At 57.1% G+C, this 19,427-nt stretch carries 17 protein-coding genes and 2 pseudogenes; 2 read left to right on the top strand and 17 right to left on the bottom strand.

From position 1 onward, the window contains the following. Positions 1-114 precede the first annotated feature (114 nt). From spoVAE to FE781_RS00060, 8 genes are all read right to left on the bottom strand, one after another. Entirely contained in the window at positions 115-465 is a 351-nt protein-coding gene (spoVAE, locus tag FE781_RS00095) for a stage V sporulation protein AE (RefSeq protein ID WP_138787598.1), read from the bottom strand. Continuing rightward, entirely contained in the window at positions 462-1,478 is a 1,017-nt protein-coding gene (gene spoVAD, locus FE781_RS00090; RefSeq protein WP_138787597.1) for a stage V sporulation protein AD, read from the bottom strand. The genes spoVAE and spoVAD overlap by 4 nt, the downstream gene beginning before the upstream one ends. Next, positions 1,478-1,990: a stage V sporulation protein AC gene (gene spoVAC, locus FE781_RS00085; RefSeq protein WP_138787596.1), complete on the bottom strand. Its 513-nt coding sequence runs from the start codon at positions 1,988-1,990 to the stop codon at positions 1,478-1,480. Before spoVAC ends, spoVAD begins: the two co-directional genes overlap by 1 nt. Positions 1,991-2,072: 82 nt before the next feature. Then, complete coding sequence (locus FE781_RS00080; RefSeq protein ID WP_170209374.1) at positions 2,073-2,777, bottom strand: DUF421 domain-containing protein; 705 nt, start codon at positions 2,775-2,777, stop codon at positions 2,073-2,075. Between the two features lie 138 nt (positions 2,778-2,915). Then, positions 2,916-3,122, bottom strand: coding sequence for a hypothetical protein (locus tag FE781_RS00075; protein ID WP_138787594.1), 207 nt, complete (start codon positions 3,120-3,122; stop codon positions 2,916-2,918). Between the two features lie 121 nt (positions 3,123-3,243). After that, positions 3,244-4,269: a glycoside hydrolase family 88/105 protein gene (locus tag FE781_RS00070; protein WP_138787593.1), complete on the bottom strand. Its 1,026-nt coding sequence runs from the start codon at positions 4,267-4,269 to the stop codon at positions 3,244-3,246. Between the two features lie 38 nt (positions 4,270-4,307). Then, positions 4,308-5,150: a carbohydrate ABC transporter permease gene (locus FE781_RS00065; protein ID WP_138787592.1), complete on the bottom strand. Its 843-nt coding sequence runs from the start codon at positions 5,148-5,150 to the stop codon at positions 4,308-4,310. A 1-nt stretch (position 5,151) separates the two neighbouring features. Beyond that, a complete protein-coding gene (locus FE781_RS00060; RefSeq protein WP_138787591.1) occupies positions 5,152-6,060 on the bottom strand; it encodes a carbohydrate ABC transporter permease in 909 nt (302 codons plus the stop codon). A 280-nt stretch (positions 6,061-6,340) separates the two neighbouring features. Here FE781_RS00060 and FE781_RS17680 point away from each other — a divergent pair. After that, positions 6,341-6,583: pseudogene (locus FE781_RS17680) on the top strand (DUF2332 family protein); the annotation flags it as partial. 69 nt (positions 6,584-6,652) lie between these two features. Here FE781_RS17680 and FE781_RS00050 read toward each other — a convergent pair. From FE781_RS00050 to FE781_RS00025, 6 genes and pseudogenes are all read right to left on the bottom strand, one after another. Further along, complete coding sequence (locus tag FE781_RS00050) at positions 6,653-7,984, bottom strand: ABC transporter substrate-binding protein (protein WP_138787589.1); 1,332 nt, start codon at positions 7,982-7,984, stop codon at positions 6,653-6,655. Between the two features lie 107 nt (positions 7,985-8,091). Continuing rightward, positions 8,092-9,660 carry a response regulator transcription factor gene (locus FE781_RS00045; RefSeq protein WP_342774257.1) on the bottom strand — a complete coding sequence of 523 codons (1,569 nt, stop codon included), beginning with the start codon at positions 9,658-9,660 and terminating at the stop codon, positions 8,092-8,094. Beyond that, entirely contained in the window at positions 9,657-11,447 is a 1,791-nt protein-coding gene (locus FE781_RS00040; RefSeq protein ID WP_246067962.1) for a cache domain-containing sensor histidine kinase, read from the bottom strand. Before FE781_RS00040 ends, FE781_RS00045 begins: the two co-directional genes overlap by 4 nt. Before the next feature lie 249 nt (positions 11,448-11,696). Next, positions 11,697-13,441, bottom strand: a pseudogene (locus FE781_RS00035) (pectate lyase family protein). Positions 13,442-13,761: 320 nt separating this feature from the next. Beyond that, on the bottom strand, positions 13,762-14,919 hold the full coding sequence (locus FE781_RS00030; RefSeq protein ID WP_138787587.1) for a cation:proton antiporter: 1,158 nt from the start codon (positions 14,917-14,919) through the stop codon (positions 13,762-13,764). Between the two features lie 175 nt (positions 14,920-15,094). Beyond that, positions 15,095-15,841, bottom strand: coding sequence for a polysaccharide deacetylase family protein (locus FE781_RS00025; RefSeq protein WP_246067961.1), 747 nt, complete (start codon positions 15,839-15,841; stop codon positions 15,095-15,097). A 111-nt stretch (positions 15,842-15,952) separates the two neighbouring features. On the opposite strand from FE781_RS00025, the gene FE781_RS00020 reads away from it, so the two are divergent. Next, complete coding sequence (locus FE781_RS00020; RefSeq protein WP_138787586.1) at positions 15,953-17,131, top strand: hypothetical protein; 1,179 nt, start codon at positions 15,953-15,955, stop codon at positions 17,129-17,131. Between the two features lie 80 nt (positions 17,132-17,211). On the opposite strand, the gene FE781_RS00015 is transcribed toward FE781_RS00020, so the two are convergent. From FE781_RS00015 to FE781_RS00005, 3 genes are all read right to left on the bottom strand, one after another. After that, on the bottom strand, positions 17,212-17,811 hold the full coding sequence (locus FE781_RS00015; RefSeq protein ID WP_138787585.1) for a nitroreductase family protein: 600 nt from the start codon (positions 17,809-17,811) through the stop codon (positions 17,212-17,214). Between the two features lie 111 nt (positions 17,812-17,922). Then, on the bottom strand, positions 17,923-18,705 hold the full coding sequence (locus FE781_RS00010; RefSeq protein WP_138787584.1) for a metal-dependent hydrolase: 783 nt from the start codon (positions 18,703-18,705) through the stop codon (positions 17,923-17,925). A 143-nt stretch (positions 18,706-18,848) separates the two neighbouring features. Further along, positions 18,849-19,112, bottom strand: a complete 264-nt coding sequence (locus FE781_RS00005) for a DUF4183 domain-containing protein (protein WP_246067960.1) — start codon at positions 19,110-19,112, stop codon at positions 18,849-18,851. Positions 19,113-19,427: the final 315 nt, after the last annotated feature.

Raw genomic sequence — 19,427 nt, 5'->3', positions numbered from 1 at the left:
TATCCTATCTTACCGCAGGCTGGAAAACGCGTACAATGGAAGTTTCTTTAAATTTAGTTGTCAGAAGTTACATTTTATCATGCGGCGAAAAAAATGAGGTCCTCCCGGACCTCGTCAACCTTTCGGCCTGACAACCAGCGCGGCCAAAAAGGAGAAAATGATCGCCGCCGATATGCCGGCGCTCGTAATTTTGAAAATGCCCGTGATCAGCCCGATCCAGCCCGTGTTGTTTAATTCTGTCAGCGCCCCGTGGACAAGGGCGTTGCCGAAGCTGGTGATCGGCACGGTCGCTCCCGCGCCCGCGAATTTCACGAGGGGCTCGTACAAGCCGAGCCCGTCGAGCAACGCGCCCGCAACGACGAGGATGCTCATCGTATGAGCCGGCGTTTGCTTGAATACGTCGATCAGCACTTGCCCGCAGACGCAGATCAATCCGCCGATCACGAATGCCCATAAATAAATCATGTGAGATCCCCCCGTTCGATGGCCACCGCGTGCGCGATGCACGGGATGGTCTCGCCTTGCTGATAAGACAGCGGAGACAACAACGAACCCGTGGCCACCACCAGCACCCGGTTCAATTCGCCCTTGCGGATCTGCTTGAGGATATGGCCGTATGTCACGGTCGCCGAGCAGCCGCATCCGCTGCCGCCCGCCTGCACCTGCTGCTTCTCGCGATCGTATATCATAAGCCCGCAATCTTTATAGGTCGTCTGCTGCATCGGCACCTTCTGTTCGCGCAGCAGCTCGACCGCGATATCGTAGCCCACCCGGGCCAAATCGCCCGTGACGATCAGATCGTAATAGCCCGGCTGGCGCTCCAGATCGGCGAAATGCGCCTTCATCGTGTCCACGGCCGCCGGGGCCATCGCAGCGCCCATATTAAACGGATCGTCGATGCCCATATCGACGACGCGGCCGATCGTCGCCGCCGTGACGACGGGGCCTTCGCCGGTCGAAGCGATCACCGCGGCCCCCGCCCCCGTAACCGTGTATTGTGCGGTCGGCGGTTTTTGCGAGCCGTATTCCGTCGGATACCGGAATTGCTTCTCGGCCGTGCAGTTATGGCTGCACGTGCCCGCCAGGACGTATCGGGCCCCGCCCGAGCTGATCAGGATGGACGCCATCGCGAGGGTCTCCATGGAAGTCGAACAGGCTCCGAATGCGCCCAGAAAAGGAATCTGCAGTGTTCGGGCGGCGAAGCTGGCGCTGATGATCTGGTTCATTAAGTCGCCGCCAACGAAAAAATTGATGTCGTCCTCTTTGAGGCCCGCCTTTTGCACGGCAAGTTTGGCGGCATCCTCCATCAGCTTCCGCTCCGCTTTTTCCCAGCTCGGCTGGCCCAGCGTCCAATCGTCGTAGACGATGTCGAACTGATCCCCGAGCGGTCCGGCCGCCTCGTCGGGCCCTACGACTGTCGCGGTTTCCAGAATGACCGGCTTTTTATGAAACAGCCAGCTTTGACGGCCTTTAAGCATTAGTGCAAACCTCCCCACGGCGTCATATCCAGCAGTCCGTGAATGATGCCCACGATAAACGCGGCGACGGTTCCGAACACGATCACCGACCCGGCCAGCTTGAACATATTCGCTCCGACCCCGAGCACGAGACCTTCACTGCGATGCTCGATGGCAGCGGACGCCATGGAGTTGGCGAAGCCCGTGACCGGCACCGCCGTGCCCGCGCCGGCCCATTGGGCAATTTTGTCATAGACCCCGAAGCTCGTCAGGATAACCGACAGGATAACCAGACAAGCCACCGTCGGGTTAGAGGCAGTCTCCTGGTTGAATCCGAACCGCTTGAACAAATCCGTTAAGCCTTGACCAAGCAGACAGATGACGCCTCCGACGACAAACGCTTTGATGCAGTTCGCGAAAACCGGCCTTGCCGGTTCCATCTGCTTGGCGAGCTGCTGATAATTTTGCTGTTCCACTTGCTGTTTGGTAGGCGACTTGCCCAGCGGCTTGGAAGAATCTTTTGCTGTTGCCATTGGCGGAAGCTCCTTTTCTCGATGTTTGCAGGTCTTGGTATAGGTTGCGATGAACCGGGCCGCTCCATTCATGGATCGGCGTTCAGGAATGATGTGACATTTTGTCGTCGTACAGATCGATATCCAATTGACCATGCCTGTCGAGCTGGGCGAGGAAAACGTCCTTCATCTTCACCTTCCGTTTGGCGAGCTGCTTATGCAGCCAGACGGGCTCGAAACCGGTGGACTTGAGGTTGTCTTCCATCAGCTTGCCGTCCAAAATCACGACGACGGAATGGCCCGAAGCGCCCTCCTGCGGCTTCAGCCCGAGATCCTCGAGCGTCGCCGGTTCTTTTCCCGGCATTTTTTTCAGGCTGAATTGCCCATCCGTCTCCAACACGGCGAATTCCACATCGGCCAACCGGTATACGCCCTTCACCCTCAACTCCTGAATGAGTTCGTCCGCGGTCAGGCGGGCCTTGCGCAAGTTGTCCTCCAGAATTCTTCCTTTCTCGATCAAAACCGTCGGCGTGCCGTCCAACCATTTTCGCAGACGGAGGCTCTTCATCGCAAACCATTCGAACAGCAGCGGAATAAACGCCCATAACGCCATTCCGTACAGCCCGATCAGAAAATTGGCCTCCAGATCCGTGGAGATAAACGCCGCGATGCTTCCGATCGTAATGCCCGCGATATAGTGAAAGTAATTGAGCTGGGACAGTTGCTTTTTGCCGAGCATTCGGGTCATCACAAACAGGGACAGAATCGTTACAACCGATTTCCATGAAATGTCCAACCAATCCGGCATCGGGTCCATCCACGCCTTTCGTGAAGTATGCGTTGGGAATCAAACATTCGAATAGGTTGCATCACGGTTTCCCTTAGTATGCACAAAAAAAACCGGATTTCCGCGCGAAGCGGAAACCCGGCCTTGAAAAACTCGCGATCAAGCCGGTTCGCCCGGTTTCGAACCGGTCTCGGCCAGCCTTTTCTCCCAACCATCAATATGCTTCCACACATACGCGCGGTCGTACGCCCACGAATCCCGCCGTATGCCCTCAAACAGCAGCCAACAGACGGCTCCCACCACCGCGAACAGCACGATCAGCCCCACCAGCAGTCCCCCCGCCGGCGCGACATCGGCCATGGCCATACGCATCCCGCCTCCCGGACATGTTGATCCGTACATGTATATGCGCCGCCGGAAGCGGGAATGCAAAAGAAACGGCCCGCCATCCTTCGAGGAAAGATGACAGGCCGTATGCTTATCCGGTTTACCAGTCTTTCTTGGAGATCAGGGAGGACAGGAACACAAGCGCGAGGCCTTGTCCCCAGCCTTGAATCCGTTTGCACGGAACATCCTTGTAGCCCTGCGCGTCGCGCATCACCGCCGTGCCCGCCGAGACGCCCTTCACCGTGCCGTCTTCGGCGATACGTCCCAGAATGCCTACGATCGCTTTGTTGATGTACTTGTTGTACAGGCGTCCGCAGCCTAGCAGCGCGGCCGCGATGCCCGCCGATCCGGAAGTTTCCGTGTAGGAGGTCGGATCGTCCAGCACCGTATGCCACAGTCCGTCTTCGCCCTGCAGCCGCACAAGCGAGCTCAACTGGTCGCGGAGCGAGCATTCGATGACCATAAACGACGGATGGTCGACCGGCACGATCGACAGCGCGCGGGACATCGTCAGCGCCGCCCACGAATTGCCGCGAGCCCAGAAAATGCCGGACATATGGTTCTGGTTGATATTGTCCCAGCCGTGATAATACAAATTCGTAACCGGGTCTTGCAGGTAATTCTCATGACCGTGGTATTGCCTCAGGCCGTCCTCGAAAAAGTCGTCCCTGCCGAGCATGGAACCGATGCGGATGAGGAAGTAGCCCGCCATAAACATCGTATCGACCCAAGCCTGCTCCGGGAATTGGTACGTCTCGGAATTCACCGTGTGCTGGAAGACGCCTTCGCCGAAGCGCGGCGCTTCGTGCTTCAGGTACTCGGCCATCTTCGTTGCTTCCTCTATATAGCGCTGGTCACCCGTCGCCTTGTACAACGTCAGCAGCGAATGGCCGATGGAGATGCTGTTGATGGACATGCGTGGCAGACCGTCTTCGAGGTTTTCATCCACCCATGCCTTGAGCAGGTCGAGATATTGTTGTTTACCTGTCGCCTCGTATGCCTCGGTTACGCCGTAAAACGCGACTCCTCCGGGCCAATCCCAGTTGAAGTCCATCCGGAACGTACGATGCACGACCCGGTCGATCGCATCCAAAATTTCTTCCTTGTCGAATTGAAGCGGCGGCATACCCAGTTCCTCCTCCATTATGTCCATGAATATATAAATTACCCTTTCAGACCGCTGGTGCTAATCCCCTCTACAATATACTTCTGGAAGATAAAAAAAACAATGACAATCGGCAGAAGCGACAGCGTCGACATGGCGAACATGCCGCCCCAGTTGCTGAGTGATTCGGCGTCGAGGAAATTTTTCAGAGCCAGCGACACAGGATACAGCTCCGGCTTGTTCAGGTACAGCAGCGGCGCAAAAAAATCATCCCAGCGCCAGTAGAACGAGAAGATCGTCGACGTGACGAGCGCCGGCACAATCAGCGGCACGATCACACGGAAGAAAATCATATATTTGTTGCAGCCGTCCATCTTCGCCGCTTCGTCCAGCTCGTGCGGAATGCTGCGGATAAACTGCAGGATCAGGAAGACGAAAAACGGCACGGCGAAAAACTGCGGGACGATTACCGGTTTGAACGAGTTCAGCCATTCGAGCTTGGCGAACATGACGTATTGCGGAATCATCGTCACGTCGTGCGGCAGCATCATCGTCATCATGACGCAGGCGAACCAGAAGTTTTTGCCGAAGAAATTCGTCCGGCCGAATCCGTAAGCGACCAGCGCGGAGGATACGACGGCGCCTAGCGTCGAGATAACGGCGATGATAAACGAGTTTTTGAAAAACGTGCCGAACGAAGTGCCGGCGAAGCCCTGCCAGCCGGTTTTGTAGTTCTCGAAAGCAAGCGTGCTCGGAATAAGCGAATACGCCCGGGAGAAAATCTCGTCGTTCGGCTTGAGCGAGCTGGCGACCATCCAGAGGATCGGGTAGATCATCGCCAGGGCGAGTCCGCCGACAAGGAGATGGTAACCGAATGGTTTGAACTTGCGCTTCGTCGACATATCACCGTTCTCCTTTCGATTCGTAATGCACCCAGAGCTTGGAGCTTTGAAAGATCAGCAGCGTGATCAGACCGATTATGATCAGCATGACCCAGGCCATCGCGGAAGCGTAACCCATATCGTAAAATTGGAACGCCTGGCGGTACAGATACAGCGAATACAGCAGTGTGTTGTCCAGCGGTCCGCCTTCGCCGCGGGAGATAATATACGCCGGCGTAAACGTCATAAAAGCCGAGATCGTCTGCATGATCAGGTTAAACAGAATAACCGGGCTGAGCAGCGGAAGCGTAATCTTGAAAAAACGGTGGAACGCGTTGGCCCCGTCCACGCTGGCGGCTTCGTAATAGGATATCGGGATGTTTTTGAGGCCGGCCAGGAAAATCAGCATGGACGAACCGAACTGCCACGCGGACAACGCGACCAGCGTCCAGAGGGCGGTGCCCGGATTGCCGATCCAGTTCGTCGACGTCTCGATGCCGATCAGGCCGAGGAACCCGTTCAGCAGACCTTTGTCGCCGAAAATTTGCGACCACATGATCGAGACGGCCACGCTGCCGCCGATCAAGGACGGCAAGTAATAAGCGGAGCGGTACAGGCCGATGCCGCTGATGGCTTTATTGAGCAGCATCGCGACGATCAGGGCGAACGCCAGGCGCATCGGGACGCTGCCGAACACGTAGGTGAACGTCACCTGGAACGACTTCATGATTTTCGGATCGCCGGTGAATATTTTTTCGAAGTTGTCGAAGCCGATAAAGTTGGGCTTGTCGAACAGGTTGTAATCGGTGAAGGAATAATACAGCGACGATAAAATCGGATACAGCGTAAAGATCAGAAAACCGAGGATAAACGGGGATGTAAACACATACCCGACGATGTTGTCGCTTTCCTTCCAGTTTTTGAGCTTCATCCTCTCAACCCCCGCGAATTCCGTTTCAACTTGATTTGGCTATCTTTATTATCGCGGAAGAACGGGACGGCCAGAATCGAAAAAACCGTCCAAACTGTTTAAAAAACCGAGCAACTGCATGACGTCCGCTTCATCCATTCGACACGATTCGTCTATCGCCGGGAACCCGCCGAAATTGATAAATTATTTCTATTTAATCAACAAAAATAATGAAGTTTTGTTTATCAAAAGAACATGTTACCGTGTCCATAAGTTGAAACCTGGAGGGGTAGCCTTATCCATAGAGGGGGATGGAGTAAAATGCGTATTTCACACCCATGTGGCCAACCAAATCCCCGATCAAGACAAATACGAGTTAATGACGCGCATCCGAAAACTTGGCGAAGCGAGAGACGTCTTTCACCTCTACAACAATATGTGGGACCCGCACCTCCACCTCGATTATGATCTGGACGGATCGGAATACAGGGAGACGCTGGCTGAAACCGACGGACATGGCCGCTGGTTTCGATGGAAACGGTGAACAGAACGCCGAATGTTGGGCTGGCGACGCAAAAACCGGCCCCGCGAAGGGACCGGTTTGACGGCCAGCTTATTTTTTGTTTTTCGCCAGAACGGCGTTCGCTTCCGTACGGAATTTTTTCGCCGCGTCTTCGACGGAGATTTTTTTGTACAGAATCTGCTCACTGATGTCCTTGAGCAGCTTCTCGACTTCGATCGAACCGACCGGGTTCGGCGGGTCCATCGGGCTGCTGTTTTGCTCGGCCCAGGCGACGTAGTCGAATACTTTGACTTCGTTCTCCGTCAGCAGCGGTTTGAGCGCCTCCTTCACTTTCGAGGAGACCGGCACGCCGCGCTCGCCTTTGATGATTTTGTTCGCTTCGATGTCGTTAATGAAGAAATCGATGAATTTCGCGGCTTCTTCTTTGACTTTGGAGCTTTTCGGAATCGAGAAGTACATCGACGGCTTCAGGAAGAGGCCTTCTTTGGCACCGGGTCCCGGCAGCGGCTGCAGCTCAAGCGGACGCTTGACCGCGTTCGCGAGGCCCAGGAACTGGTTGGACCAGCCGTTGGAAGATACGGAGTTGCCCGGAACCATCTCGTCTTCTTCCGGCGTTCCTTTTTTCGTCGCTTCTTTGTCCAGGGACAGCAGCACGCCGGAGTCGTACCATTTTTGATAGCGCGTGAAATAATCGATAAACGGCTTGTCGTCCGCGTAGCCCAATTGCGTGCCGTCCGCCGCGTACATTTTTTGTCCGACGGTGCGCAGATAATAAGCGAAGAAGACGTCGTGGCGGTAGCCGCCCATAATTTTGCCGTTCGCTTTGACCGTGGCCGCCATTTTGTCCAGGTCGTCCCACGTCCAGTCCTTGCTCAGCGTGATACCCATTTTCTTGAGTGCTTCCGCGTCCGTGATTTGCGCCAGCGCGTTGACGCCGGCCGTAAACGCGTACAGCTTGCCGTCGACTTTGCCGCCCGAAAGCGTCGTCTCCGAGATCGAGCTCGTATCGATCAGCTTTTTGTCGATCAGCGGCTGCAGGTCTTCAAGTTGGCCCCGGCCGCCGTATTGCGTCAGGTAGGAGATGTCCATCTGAAAGACGTCGGGCAAATTGTTGGCGGCCGCTTGCGGAGCCAGCTTCTTCCAGTAATCGTCAAACGCGGCATATTCCGTTTCGATCGTGACATGCGGATTTTTTTGCTTGTACAGATCGATTACTTTTAGCGTATAGTCATGACGGGCTTGGCCCCCCCACCAGGCGACGCGAAGCGTAACCGGATCTTTCTTGCCTTCGGAGGCCGATGCGCTGGGAGCGGCGGAATTGCCCGCGGCGGAAGACTGGCCGTCGCTGCCGGAACCGCCGCAGCCCGCCGCTACGGCCATAACCCCCGCCATCATCAGCGCGAGTGTCGATCTTTTCTTCATTTCGGTAATCCTCCCCCATGATTTTGATAGGGCTTACATTACCTATTATCTCTCGGATTGCCGTCTCGGTTAATTCAAAAAACCGACCCGATTGTTTAAAAAACCGTCTAGTCCGTTCCGGGTTTCGACAACTGGCGCATATATTCCGACGGGGTCAGCCCCGACACCTTCTTGAACACCTGGCTGAAATACTGCGGATTGTCGCCGAACCCGAACCGCTCCGCCAGCTCGAATATTTTGATGTCGGGATTGGCACGCATCGTCTCCATCGCCTTGTTCACGCGCACCCGCATGACGTAGTTGGAAAATTTCTCGCCCGTCTCCTTGCGAAACAACTTGCCCAAATAATCCGCGTTCATGTACAACATGTGCTGGGCGACGGCTTGCAAGGAGAAATTCGGATCGTGAAGGTGGGTTTCGATCAGTTCGAGCACCTTGCCGACGATGCCGGATTGCTTGACGCGGTTCTGTTCGTCATATTGGCCCGCGATCTCCTCCGCGGTTCGCTTGAACATGCCGCGCATGGCGGTCAGCGAGTCAGCTTCCATAAACGCGGCCAATCCGTTCATGAATCGGGGCAGTTGTTCCGGCGGGCTCAGCCGCACGACGGCCAGATAAAGTTCGATGACGTAGGACTTTGTCCGCTGGCTGTCGAACCGCTGCTCCGACAGCCGCTCGATGTACCGGTCGATCTCCGCCATCGCCTCGGCGCGGTTGCCGGATTTGATCATCAGGCATAAAGGTTCCGGATCGTAGGCGAATTCCTCGACATGGTCCGGCATGCCGATGTCGTCCGGCGTGATGAGGCTGCCGGCGCCCAGATAAAAGCGGTAGCCCAGGCAGTCCGCCGCCTGCTTGTACAACCGGCGCGCGCGGACCATTTCGTCCGCGTCGCTGACCGCGATGGTCGTCTCCATCCGGTAAAAGCCCGCAAACGTCTCTCCGATCCGCTTGAGCCGTTCCAGCAAGCTGGAGACATCCTCCGGATTTTCCACGACGATAATCGCATGGTCGCCGAACGTCGTGCTCAGAACGATGCCCGACAGCAGATCCTCGGCGATGTTTTTCACCGCGAACAGATGCTCGAATTCAAACGGCGCGTCCAGATGGAACAGCACGATCCGCACCGGCCGATTGACGTCATCGAATCCGAACAGCCCGCGGTAATAGTCCCAATCCCGGTAGCCGTACGTTTTGTTCGTCACGAACTCCTTGAGGAACTGCTCCTTGACCTGCGGCAGCACTTTCTCCAGACGTTCCCGGACGTTGCTGACATATTGCGCTTCGCCCGCCTCGCGGTCGAGCTCCCGAACCAGCTCGCGCAGCGCCTCCAATATTTTCTCCTCGTTGGTGGGCTTCAGCAGATAATGCTTCACGCCGTGCTGCATCGCCGTTCGTGCGTATTCGAATTCGTTAAAGCCCGACAGCATGATGGCGCGGATATGCGGATGGCTTTCCTTCACCTTGGCTACCAGCTCCAGACCGTCCATTCCCGGCATGCGGATATCGGTGACCACAATATCCGGCTCATGGGCCCGGACAAATTCAAGCGCTTCCATGCCGTTGCGGGCCGTTCCGATCAGCTCGGTTCCAGCGCTTGCCCAATTGACCAGCCTGGAGATGCCCTCCAGAATCATCCGTTCGTCGTCGACCAGCAAAACCCGACGTTTGCTCAATGTTCTTCCCCCGCTTCGCGGCGAGGCACATGCAGGATCACCCTCGTGCCCCCGCCTATGCTGCTCTCGATGATCAGTCCGTACGCCTCTCCGAACGCCAGCTTGATCCGCTCGTCGATATTAAGCAGACCGATGCCCGTTCCTCGCGTCCGGACCTGTCCTTGCCGAATCTTTTCCAACACGTCCGCGCTCATGCCGGGACCTTCGTCCTCGACCGCTATGCGCAGATCGTCCCCGTCCGCCCGGAGGGAAATCCCGATTCTGCACGGCTCCACCTTCGGCTCCAGCGCGTAATGAATCGCGTTTTCCAACAGCGGCTGCAGCGACAGCTTCGGAATGAGGCAGTCCCCGTACCCGTCCGGCACGTTCAGCCGGAAATCCAGCCGTTCCTCGAACCGGAACTTCTGAATCGTGATGTAGTGCCGGACGATCTCCAGCTCTTCCCTGAGCGGAATAAGCGGCTTGCTCATGCTGATCGAGCTGCGCAGCAGGAAGCCGAGCGCTTCGACCATCTGCGAGATCTGCTGCTGCCCGTTCGCCTTCGCCAGCCAGTTGATGGACTCCAGCGTATTGTAGAGGAAATGCGGATTGATCTGCGCCTGCAACGCGCGGAATTGCGTCTCCTTGATCGTCAGTTGCTTCGCGTAATTCTCGGTGATCAGCTCGTCGATCTGCTGCAGCATCATCCGGAACGTGCGGTGAAGCTGCCCGACCTCGTCCGCTCCGGGCGGACCCGATGCCGCCAGCTCGTGCGCCTCCAGGCGAAAATCGCCCATCTGAACCCGTTTCATGCGGCCAATCAACTCCTCAATCGGCTTCGTGATCCCTGCGGAAAAACGGAGCGCCACAGCGACGATCACAACGAGACTGAGCGCGAAAAACGCCACCAGCACCCTTTTCATCCAGACAATCCGGTCGAATATGTCGTTAAACGGAATCAACTGAAAATATCCCCACGACGTCAGCTTGGACTGCATGCGGGTCACGAACAGCCGGTCTCCTTCCCAGTCCACGATCCGGTAGCCGTCCTGTTCCGGGAGGTTCAAGGATTCGGGCATCTCGAACGGCAAATGCCGCGCCTCTCCTCCCTCCATCGGATAAATCCGGCGGTTGCCTGCCATAATCATCAGCGCGCCTTTGCCGGAATCGGCGCGCAAAATGTAATCGTCTACAATTTTTTCGAGATTCACTCGGACGATCAGCGTGCCGAGCACCTCAAGCTGCAAATTTTCATAGGAGCGGATCTGCCGTGCGGCGATCAGGGCCCGGTCCGCCGAGTCCGGATAGATCCAGACAAGCTCTCCCTTCGCTTCCGCCGCCCGCTTGCGGATCTCGTCGATCCGGTCGGCGGACATCATCGTGACCAAGCCTGCCGACGACAGCAAATGATGGGTATCCAGCAGGATGAGGCTCTGGATGTAGCGTTCCGAACCGGTGTAACCGACCAGCGTATCGATCAGCTTCGACTGGGCGACCAGCCGTTCGTAGGCCGACACGTCCAGCTTGGACATCTCCCCGAGATATTCCTGCACTTTCGAATTCGCCAGCACCGAGAACGTCATCGATTCGATCTGCTTCAGCTCGTCCTCGATGCCGGACGCGTACATGTTGAGCACCTGCGACGATTTCTCGTACAACTGCTCGTCGTACGTGGAATAGGCGTACTGCTGCAGGATAAAGGCGGTTAGCGAACTGACGGCCATCACGATAAAAACGAGCACAAGCACCTTCGAGCGGATTCTCAAATTGGCGAAGGCGGAACGGAATGTGGCGAATCGGAGCTTCAAGCTTCGTTTCCTCCTTCGATCAATCGGGTATGCCTGAATCATACCTTATTTTTATGGTAATCGGAATGGCGCTTCGCTCCAATGAACAGAACCGCCGATTTTGTTCAAAAAACCGACAAAGCGGACGCCGAAAGCGATCAAGGGAGGGCTGGTCGGCAAAACGGCGCTGTGGAGGCCGCAAAAAAGCCCGGATTCGGCGTATCGGCCGAGCCGGGCTTTCAAGTCATCTATGCCGAATCCATTCGGGCGTCAGTAGCTCGTGAGCAGCCAGTTCGACTTCGCCCATGTAAGCTTGCCGGCGCCGGAGCCGTTGGACGCCGTCAATCTCGCCTTCAAGCCCGACGGATCGTCGGCGCTGTAGCTGTAAGGCAGGCTGGAGAATCCGTTCCAGGAGAACGGCTTCACCGCCGCCGGCACGGGAGCCAGCGGGCTGCCCGGCGTATCGCTGCCGCCCCGGAACGTCGCGCCGTCCAACGAATAGATCGTGTCGAGCACGCGGATTTTGCCGGTGTACGCAGCGTCGGACGGGTCCGTCTGATTGTTGCGGACGGGATACTGCACGTCGATGATATGTGACTTCTCGACCAGCACCGCGCCGTCTTCGGTCGAGATGGCCCCGTTGCTCGTCACGCCGAAGCTGTAGCCCTTCGACGAGATCGCGCTGGCCATAGCCGGAGTGATCCGCTGTTTCGCGCTCCAGGCGTCCGCGTTGTCCATCACGATGTTGTAGGCGTGGGCGTTGCCTGCCCGCAGCCTCGGCATCCGGTCCTGAATATCCTTGTAGTAGTTATGGTGCAGCGTCAATTCCAGATCGGCATTGTCCGAAGCGAACTCGGTCGATCCGACCAGATGGCCTTTCTTCTGGCTCGATGCGACGGCGATGATATCGTCCTTGCTCAATCCGACCGCGGCGCTTCTCAAGTACGCGTACATCGGATAAGCCGACGGATTCGCTTCCATCGCGTTGATCTGCTGCGTGACCCAACTGTTCGGGCTCCGGTCGTCGCCGCGGAACGTCGACCACGAGATCGTCACCCCGTTGCTGCCCTTCTTCACGTCCACCAGGCCGTCGTACGCCATATGAAACGTGCAGTGGTCGATCCATATTTTCGAAGAGGCGCCTTCGATCGTGATGTAGTCCCAATCGTTTTTATCGTATTTGCCTTTGGACGATTCGTCCCATTCCCACAGCTCGTCGAATTCCAGGTTGCGGATGATCACATTGGAGCTGTACTTGATGACGAAAGCCGCATGCTTGATTTTCGCCCCGTTGGCGGAGAAAATCGTCAAGCCGTCAAAGCTGTCGATATAAATTTTGCTGACCCCGGTCTGCTTCAGCACGGGATGCGTCAGCGCGGAATTGTGAGCGGAGAACGGCGAGACTTGGGCGGCGGACGGAATTTCGTTCCAGCCCAGATTCAGGTCGTTCATGATCCCCCGCCGGCGGACAAGCTGGAGTCGGTGGCGGTCAATTCCAGCGTTCCGTTTACGTACATGCGGATCGTAGTTCCCGACAATTCCAGCTTGACCGTATACCACGTGCCGGCGGAGAGCCCGAAATTCGTCTTGCTGGCGATCGTCGTCGTCGAGCCGTTCACCTTTTTGCGGATTTCAAGCGTCCCGCCGCTGCTGTTGTACAGCGAAGCCGCGTAAAAGTTGTTGCCGTCCCGGTACCGGCCCGCCACGTACGTGCGGTTCGAGCCGTTCCAGTTGTCGACCTTCACCTTCGCCTCGACGCTGTAGTCGGTCCACGATGCGCTGCCGGCGGACGTGCGCCCTTCGTTCGTGCTGGACTGATAGTAGACATAATTGCCCGCCTCCTGGACAACCGACCAGGTGCCGTGCGTGGACGTCCAGCCGTTTGCGTTGCCGTCCCCAAAATCGTCCGTCAGCAGCGTCGCCGCCGAAGCGGTCGTTATGCCGATCAAGCCGAGCAGCAGCGCCTCGATGAGCAGCGCGGCGAGATAACGGGCGTTCCCATATGACCTTTTCATCCTTAATCTTGAGCCTCCCTTGTGCGTATTGTCGTTCCATTGTCAGACATCCTGATGGCTGCCTCGTTCCGCATCCGCTTGTCTGTCCCCCACCTCCCGCATTCTCGACGGACTATGGAAAACGTTTGCAATCCCGCGCGCTTCCGCAGCCGGCTCCGGTCGCCGTACCGGTCCGCCTCTGTCCGTTCGTGAGCCCATCTTAGCCGCGTCCGCCATGATTTGGCAATACGCATGTTTTAACTTTCTTCATTCGCCGTTCCCCGCCAAAAAAGGAAAAGGCCCCACCTCCCAAGGAGGCGGGGCCGCTCCGTTCACGCCGGTCAGGACGGCGACCGGTCGGGCTGTTTGCCGCGCAGCGTCCATTTCAGAAGCGGCGGCGTAACCAGCGTCGTAATCATCACCATAATGACCACAGACGTAAAATACGGCTGCTGCAGCAGTCCGGACTGCAAGCCGGAAGCCGCGATAATCAGCGCGACTTCTCCCCGTGACACCATGCCCGAACCGATCGCCAGCGAGCTCTGCGACGAAAAGCCCGTGAGACGCGCTCCCGCCCAGCCGCCGGCGAGCTTGGTCACAACTGCGACAAGCGTAATCGCCGTCAGCAGCCAGATCTGGTCCCCGATTCCGGCAAAGCCGACATTCAGCCCGATGCTGACGAAAAAGACGGGGACGAACACGCCGTAAGCGACCGGTTCGATTTTATGCCCGACATCGTGCTTGAACGGCGTTTGCGAGATCGCGAGACCGGCGGCGAAAGCTCCGATGATGCCGGCCATCTGCAGCATCTCCGCAAAATACGCGAACGCGAAGCAAATGATCAGGGACGCGCTGACGACCGCCTCCGTGACCCTCAAGGGCGCCAGCCATTTCATGACTCTCGGAACGAGCAGCCAGCCCGCGAGCAGAACCGCGGCGAAAAACAGCAGCTTTTTGCCGATCAGCATGCCGATCGAGACATCCGCGCCCGTTCCGAGCATGCTCATCATCACCGCCAGCAGGATGACGACCAGCACGTCGTCGACGACGGCGGCGCCCAAAATCGTCGTGCCCTCCCGGCTGTTTAATTGGCCGAGCTCCTTGAGGACCTGCACAGAGATGCTTACCGATGTCGCGCAGAAGATGGTCCCGAAAAACAAGGCATCGGCCTGCGCGAAGCCGAACGCGAGCGCGACGAGATAGCCGCCGATAAACGGAAGAATGACGCCGCCGACCGCAACGGCAAACGAAGCCCCCAAGTTGCGCCGCAACTGCTCCAGATCCGTCTCCAGACCGGCGATAAACATCAGCAGCAGAACGCCGATCTGCGACATGTAGGCGATAAACTGCCCGTGCTCGATCCAGCCGAGCGCCGCAGGACCCAGCAGGATGCCGACCATCAATTTCCCCAGCACCGCCGGTTGGCCGAGGCGGGCGGTCACATGTCCCGCCACCTTCGTGAACAGCAAAATCAGAACCAGATACAACATATACTCCACAGCAGCTCCCTCCCCCGCTTCTTGCCGGAACGCGAACGGTCCGAAAAAGACAAAGAGGAGCCCTTGGTGACAGGCTCCTCCGTTTTGCGTTCCGTATTCGTTTTTGCCATGTCTAGTATATCGGATACCGCCTTCGGTTGTAAAGGTGCCGCGTCATCGCCGCCGTCCGCTGCTGTTATTGATGGCGCTGAACCGAATTGTACCGCTTGTGCTTCATCAGTTCCGTCACCGTTACCATGCGGAAACCGCGGCGCCGCAGCTCCGGCAGGATCGTCTCCAGCGCTTCCACCGTCTGCAACGAACCTTCGACATGATCGTGAAACAGGACGATATCGCCGTTGCGTGCGTTTTTCAGCACTTTATCGACGATTTTGCGGACGCCGGGCGACTGCCAATCCTTCGTGTCCTGATGCCAGGACCATAACACGACGGTATAGCCGTTTTTGCGGGCCGTATTGACGACGACGTCATTGTAATAACCGCCGGGCGGCCGAAACCACGGGCAGGTCTGATGCGTGACCGCTTCGATCCGTTGCTGGGCCTGTTGCAGCTCCGAAGCGATTTTGTCCGGATTCGCCGCTTTGCGGTTGAAATAGACGTGATTATACGTATGGTTGGCCACCTCGTGACCTTCCGCGATTTCCCGCTTGACGACGTTCGGGAACTGATCGACGCGGTAACCGATCACGAAAAAAGTCGCCTTCGCCTCGTACCGCTTCAACAGCTCCAAAATGCGCGGCGTTGTCTTCGGGTTCGGTCCGTCGTCGAACGTCAGCGCGATCAGCTTCTCGTTCATCGGAACTTCCCATACGACCTCCCCCCGGGATTCGTAGTAGTTCCGATCATGCGGTTTGCCCGAAAAACCCGCCAGGGCGGCGACACCGATGACGAGTGCAAGCAGCTTCCATCTTGAAACCGGCAATCCGAATCCCTTCCTTTTCCTTCACATATTTTTGGGACGGTTGTCGAAAATACAACTCGCAGGGTAGTATGCCGCCAACCGAGCCGGGTTATTTGAAGGGGGATAAACGGAGTGATGAACGTTGCCCGCCGATGGCTGTTTTTGATTCTCGCCGCCGCGGTGTTATGCGCTTTTTTGCCGGGCCGGGACACGCGGGCGGACCGACCGGTTCCGGTTCGTCTGACCTTGACCGTCTCCGCCGGCGAGCAGGCGGATTTGTATAGCCGGCTGGATATCGACAGCCGAAGCATCACGCGGGCCATCGTGCGCGCGAAGAAGGAGCGCGTCCCCGAGCCGTCCGTCTTGCCGGATGTCACAGTCCGCATTCAAGCCGGCTCCGGAGCGGAACAGCGTTATCGCCTGGAGCCTTCGGGCCGTCTCTGGAACGAATCCGCCGGCGAACGCCTCGTGCTGCCGGACGCAGCCGCCATCCGGCTGCTTTCGTATGCCGAAGGACTGCGTTCCCGCCATTACGGCAAATTGGTTGATTGGGATGAAGCCAACAAGCTGATCCCCCGCAAGAGTTACTTCTCCATCACCGATCTGGAGAGCGGGCTGACCTTCCGGGTGCAGCGCCGCGCAGGCAGCGACCATGCGGACGTGCAGCCACTCACCAAGGAAGACACCCGGATCATGAAGCGAATATACGACAACCATTGGAGCTGGAGACGCAGAGCGATTCTCGTCCGCAACGCATCCGGCCTGTTCGCCGCTTCGATGAACGGCATGCCGCACGGCGGCGACGGCATTCCCGGCAACAATTTCTCCGGCCATTTTTGCGTTCATTTTTACCGCAGCACGACGCATAAATCGGACACGCCCGATCTGGAGCATCAGCTTATGGTCCATAAAGCCGCGGGGCTCGTCCGATCGTTCCTGGATGCCGCTGCGCCCGACGTTCTGGCCGAAAGCTTCGTGACCGCGATGGCCTACAAGGATGCGGAGCTGATCCGGCAGGCGGGAGCCGGCCTGGATCAGGCAAAGCTGCGCGAGTGGCTCGATCGGATGGAAGAGGTTCAATCGATCCGGATCGTCAAGCCGCTGAAGGAGGAACAAGACGCCCGGCCGAGATCTGCCGGCGACGCGGACAAAAAAAGCAGTCTGACGGCCGAGGTCCAGACACAGATCGCCGTGCAGCGCAAAGGCGGGAAGAACTGCCGGACCGCATACGCGTTTTCCTACGCCAGGGAATCGGCCGACGCGCCTTGGCGGCTGAAGGACATCGTCATTGCCGAGACGTCTCGATCGTAAACCGAATCCCCAACCATGCCGATCTGCAAAAAAACCGGCGGCTCTCTGCGGACAGGGAGCCGCCGGTTTTCGGCGAAGCTTCATTTATAAACCTTCAAGCGTTCTTCCAGCGGTTGGAACGTCTTCTCCCCGGCGGGAGCGGTCGGCTTGCCGAACGGCAATTGCGCGATCAGCTTCCAGTTGGACGGCACGTTCCATTCCTGGGCAACCCGCTCGTCGATAAGCGGGTTGTAATGCTGCAGCGAGGCCCCGTAGCCTTCCGCTTCCAGCGCTGTCCACACGACGAACTGCAGCATGCCGGAGGAGTGGTTGGACCACAGCGGGAAGTTGTCTTTATACAAGGGAAATTGCTCTTGCAGCCCTTGAATCACCGACTGATCCTCGTAAAACAGCACCGTCCCGTAACCGCTGCGGAAAGCGGCCATTTTTTGCGCCGTCGGCTCGAAGTTTTCGGCCGGCACGATTTTTCTAAGCGTCTCCTCCGTCATGTTCCACAGCTTGTCATGATGCTCGTTCAGAAGCAGCACGACCCGTGCGCTTTGGGAATTAAACGCGGAAGGCGTATGCAGGATGGCTTCGCCGATCAAGGCTTCGAGCTTTTCGTCGGATAAAATGTTTTCTTTGCTGATGGCGTACAGGCTGCGTCTGTTTTTAACGGTATCCAGAAATGCGTTGCTCATTGTGCTCCAGCTCCTTGTTATGGGGATGTGCGCGCCAGACTACGAAAAGTTTTCCCCAGGAGCCGCGGTTTAACCAGCCGATCGATCTCTGCCGAATCTGCTTTTATAACGCTACTGCCATCCCCAGACCAACGCGATTCCCGCAACCGCCCAACTTGCGGAGGACAGAAGCTTTTCTCCCGCCCCGCCGTTCTTGAACAAGCGGAACGCAACTCGGACTTTCGGGAGCAACAGCGAGCGGATGCCTTCCCGGCCGAACGCATCGCCCGCCAGGTGCGACCACCACCCGATGACGAGCCCCGTCGCCAGCCCCTTAACCGCATCGTTCGAGCCGCTGACCAGGGAGAACGCTCCGATCGTAAGGGGGGCCGCGAACTCCGGCGTATGAATCAATCCCCGATGCTTCAGCGCGGGCAGAATCATAAACGTCGCGCCTCCGAACGGGACAAACCAATGAAGGCCGTATATTGCCCAAGCCGCCAACAAGAGAGCACCGACAAAAATAAGTACCATTTCGCGCAGTCTGGCCAATACCCATCCGATGATGCCGGCGCCCGCTAACAGCGGGACCGACTTTAGCAGGCTGGCGGGAGGCGGCGAAGCATACCCGGCGCGCGCGAGCATCCCCCAGGACAGCAGAACCGCCGCCGCGAACAGCAAGAAGCTGCCGGCCATACGCAGCCGTCTTCGCCATCGCGCCGGGAACGGCGAAATCCATCGGCTCGCCGTGCTTGAACGGTGATCGAGATCGGGCGCCAGACAGCCCAACGCCGTGCCGGCTATCGTCAGAGCCATCACCACCCCGTCTTGCAGATCGCGAGGCTGCGGCACGCCGAATGCCACATACACGCTGCCCAGCGCGATGCCGAAGGACAGATGCCCCATTTTGTTCATAACCTATAATCCTTCCCTTCCGACTCCACACTGAAAAAGCCGCCTCCATCGGGCAGCGGCTCCGCGTACTATTATCGCATATTTCGCATTTCGACAGCAAAACCGCCGGCCCTTCACCAGCGGCAACTCTATTTCTTTACGTATTAATGGTTGTAGTCACCGATAGATCGGGTAGGGAGGTGGAATTGGACGCGGTTCCGGAATAATCGTGAACTTCCAGCACCACAGGCCAATTGGGTATTGGTTAAAGCCGACAGACCTCCCGCTTGCAACATCCCGTTCACATACACATTTAAATAACCTCCCGCCGGTGGAACAGGCAACCCTCCGGCAGTCACCGGATCGCCGTTGTCGTCAAAAAAACTTGTATCCGGAACGGTTGTAGTATGAGCTACCGTGTCTATCATACCTTGCGTAATCGTTGCATATAATCGCCTGACATTGTCGTCAACAGTCGTCGATGTCGTGGTTGTTCCCTATTTCAAGCATAAATTTTTACAAATTGCAATAGAATCGGATCCCCTTTCTCCGGTATCTCTTTTGTTTTTAAAATAAGTTGGTCCCGTTTAATTTTATAGCTATAATCGGGCTGCAGAGTTGAGTCCGTATAATTGTGTAAAATGGTAGTTTACTGAAAATAAAGGGAGCCATAATCCCAATCCCTCAGTTAGAATGATGGTGTCTAAGCAACATTCTTCAGGAGGAGATTCAGATATGGCTCA

The sequence above is a fragment of the Paenibacillus thermoaerophilus genome (assembly GCF_005938195.1).
Classification (GTDB): Bacteria; Bacillota; Bacilli; order Paenibacillales; family Reconciliibacillaceae; genus Paenibacillus_W; species Paenibacillus_W thermoaerophilus.
This window is presented reverse-complemented; position numbering and strand designations above follow the sequence as displayed.

Coding starts and splice junctions, on each gene's coding strand:
- FE781_RS00080 (WP_170209374.1), bottom strand. CDS start 2,777: ATGCCGGATTGGTTGGACATTTCATGGAAATCGGTTGTAACGATTCTG.
- spoVAC (WP_138787596.1), bottom strand. CDS start 1,990: ATGGCAACAGCAAAAGATTCTTCCAAGCCGCTGGGCAAGTCGCCTACC.
- FE781_RS00060 (WP_138787591.1), bottom strand. CDS start 6,060: ATGAAGCTCAAAAACTGGAAGGAAAGCGACAACATCGTCGGGTATGTG.
- spoVAE (WP_138787598.1), bottom strand. CDS start 465: ATGATTTATTTATGGGCATTCGTGATCGGCGGATTGATCTGCGTCTGC.
- FE781_RS00070 (WP_138787593.1), bottom strand. CDS start 4,269: ATGCCGCCGCTTCAATTCGACAAGGAAGAAATTTTGGATGCGATCGAC.
- FE781_RS00065 (WP_138787592.1), bottom strand. CDS start 5,150: ATGTCGACGAAGCGCAAGTTCAAACCATTCGGTTACCATCTCCTTGTC.
- FE781_RS00005 (WP_246067960.1), bottom strand. CDS start 19,112: ATGATAGACACGGTAGCTCATACTACAACCGTTCCGGATACAAGTTTT.
- FE781_RS00075 (WP_138787594.1), bottom strand. CDS start 3,122: ATGGCCATGGCCGATGTCGCGCCGGCGGGGGGACTGCTGGTGGGGCTG.
- FE781_RS00050 (WP_138787589.1), bottom strand. CDS start 7,984: ATGAAGAAAAGATCGACACTCGCGCTGATGATGGCGGGGGTTATGGCC.
- spoVAD (WP_138787597.1), bottom strand. CDS start 1,478: ATGCTTAAAGGCCGTCAAAGCTGGCTGTTTCATAAAAAGCCGGTCATT.
- FE781_RS00010 (WP_138787584.1), bottom strand. CDS start 18,705: ATGAACAAAATGGGGCATCTGTCCTTCGGCATCGCGCTGGGCAGCGTG.
- FE781_RS00015 (WP_138787585.1), bottom strand. CDS start 17,811: ATGAGCAACGCATTTCTGGATACCGTTAAAAACAGACGCAGCCTGTAC.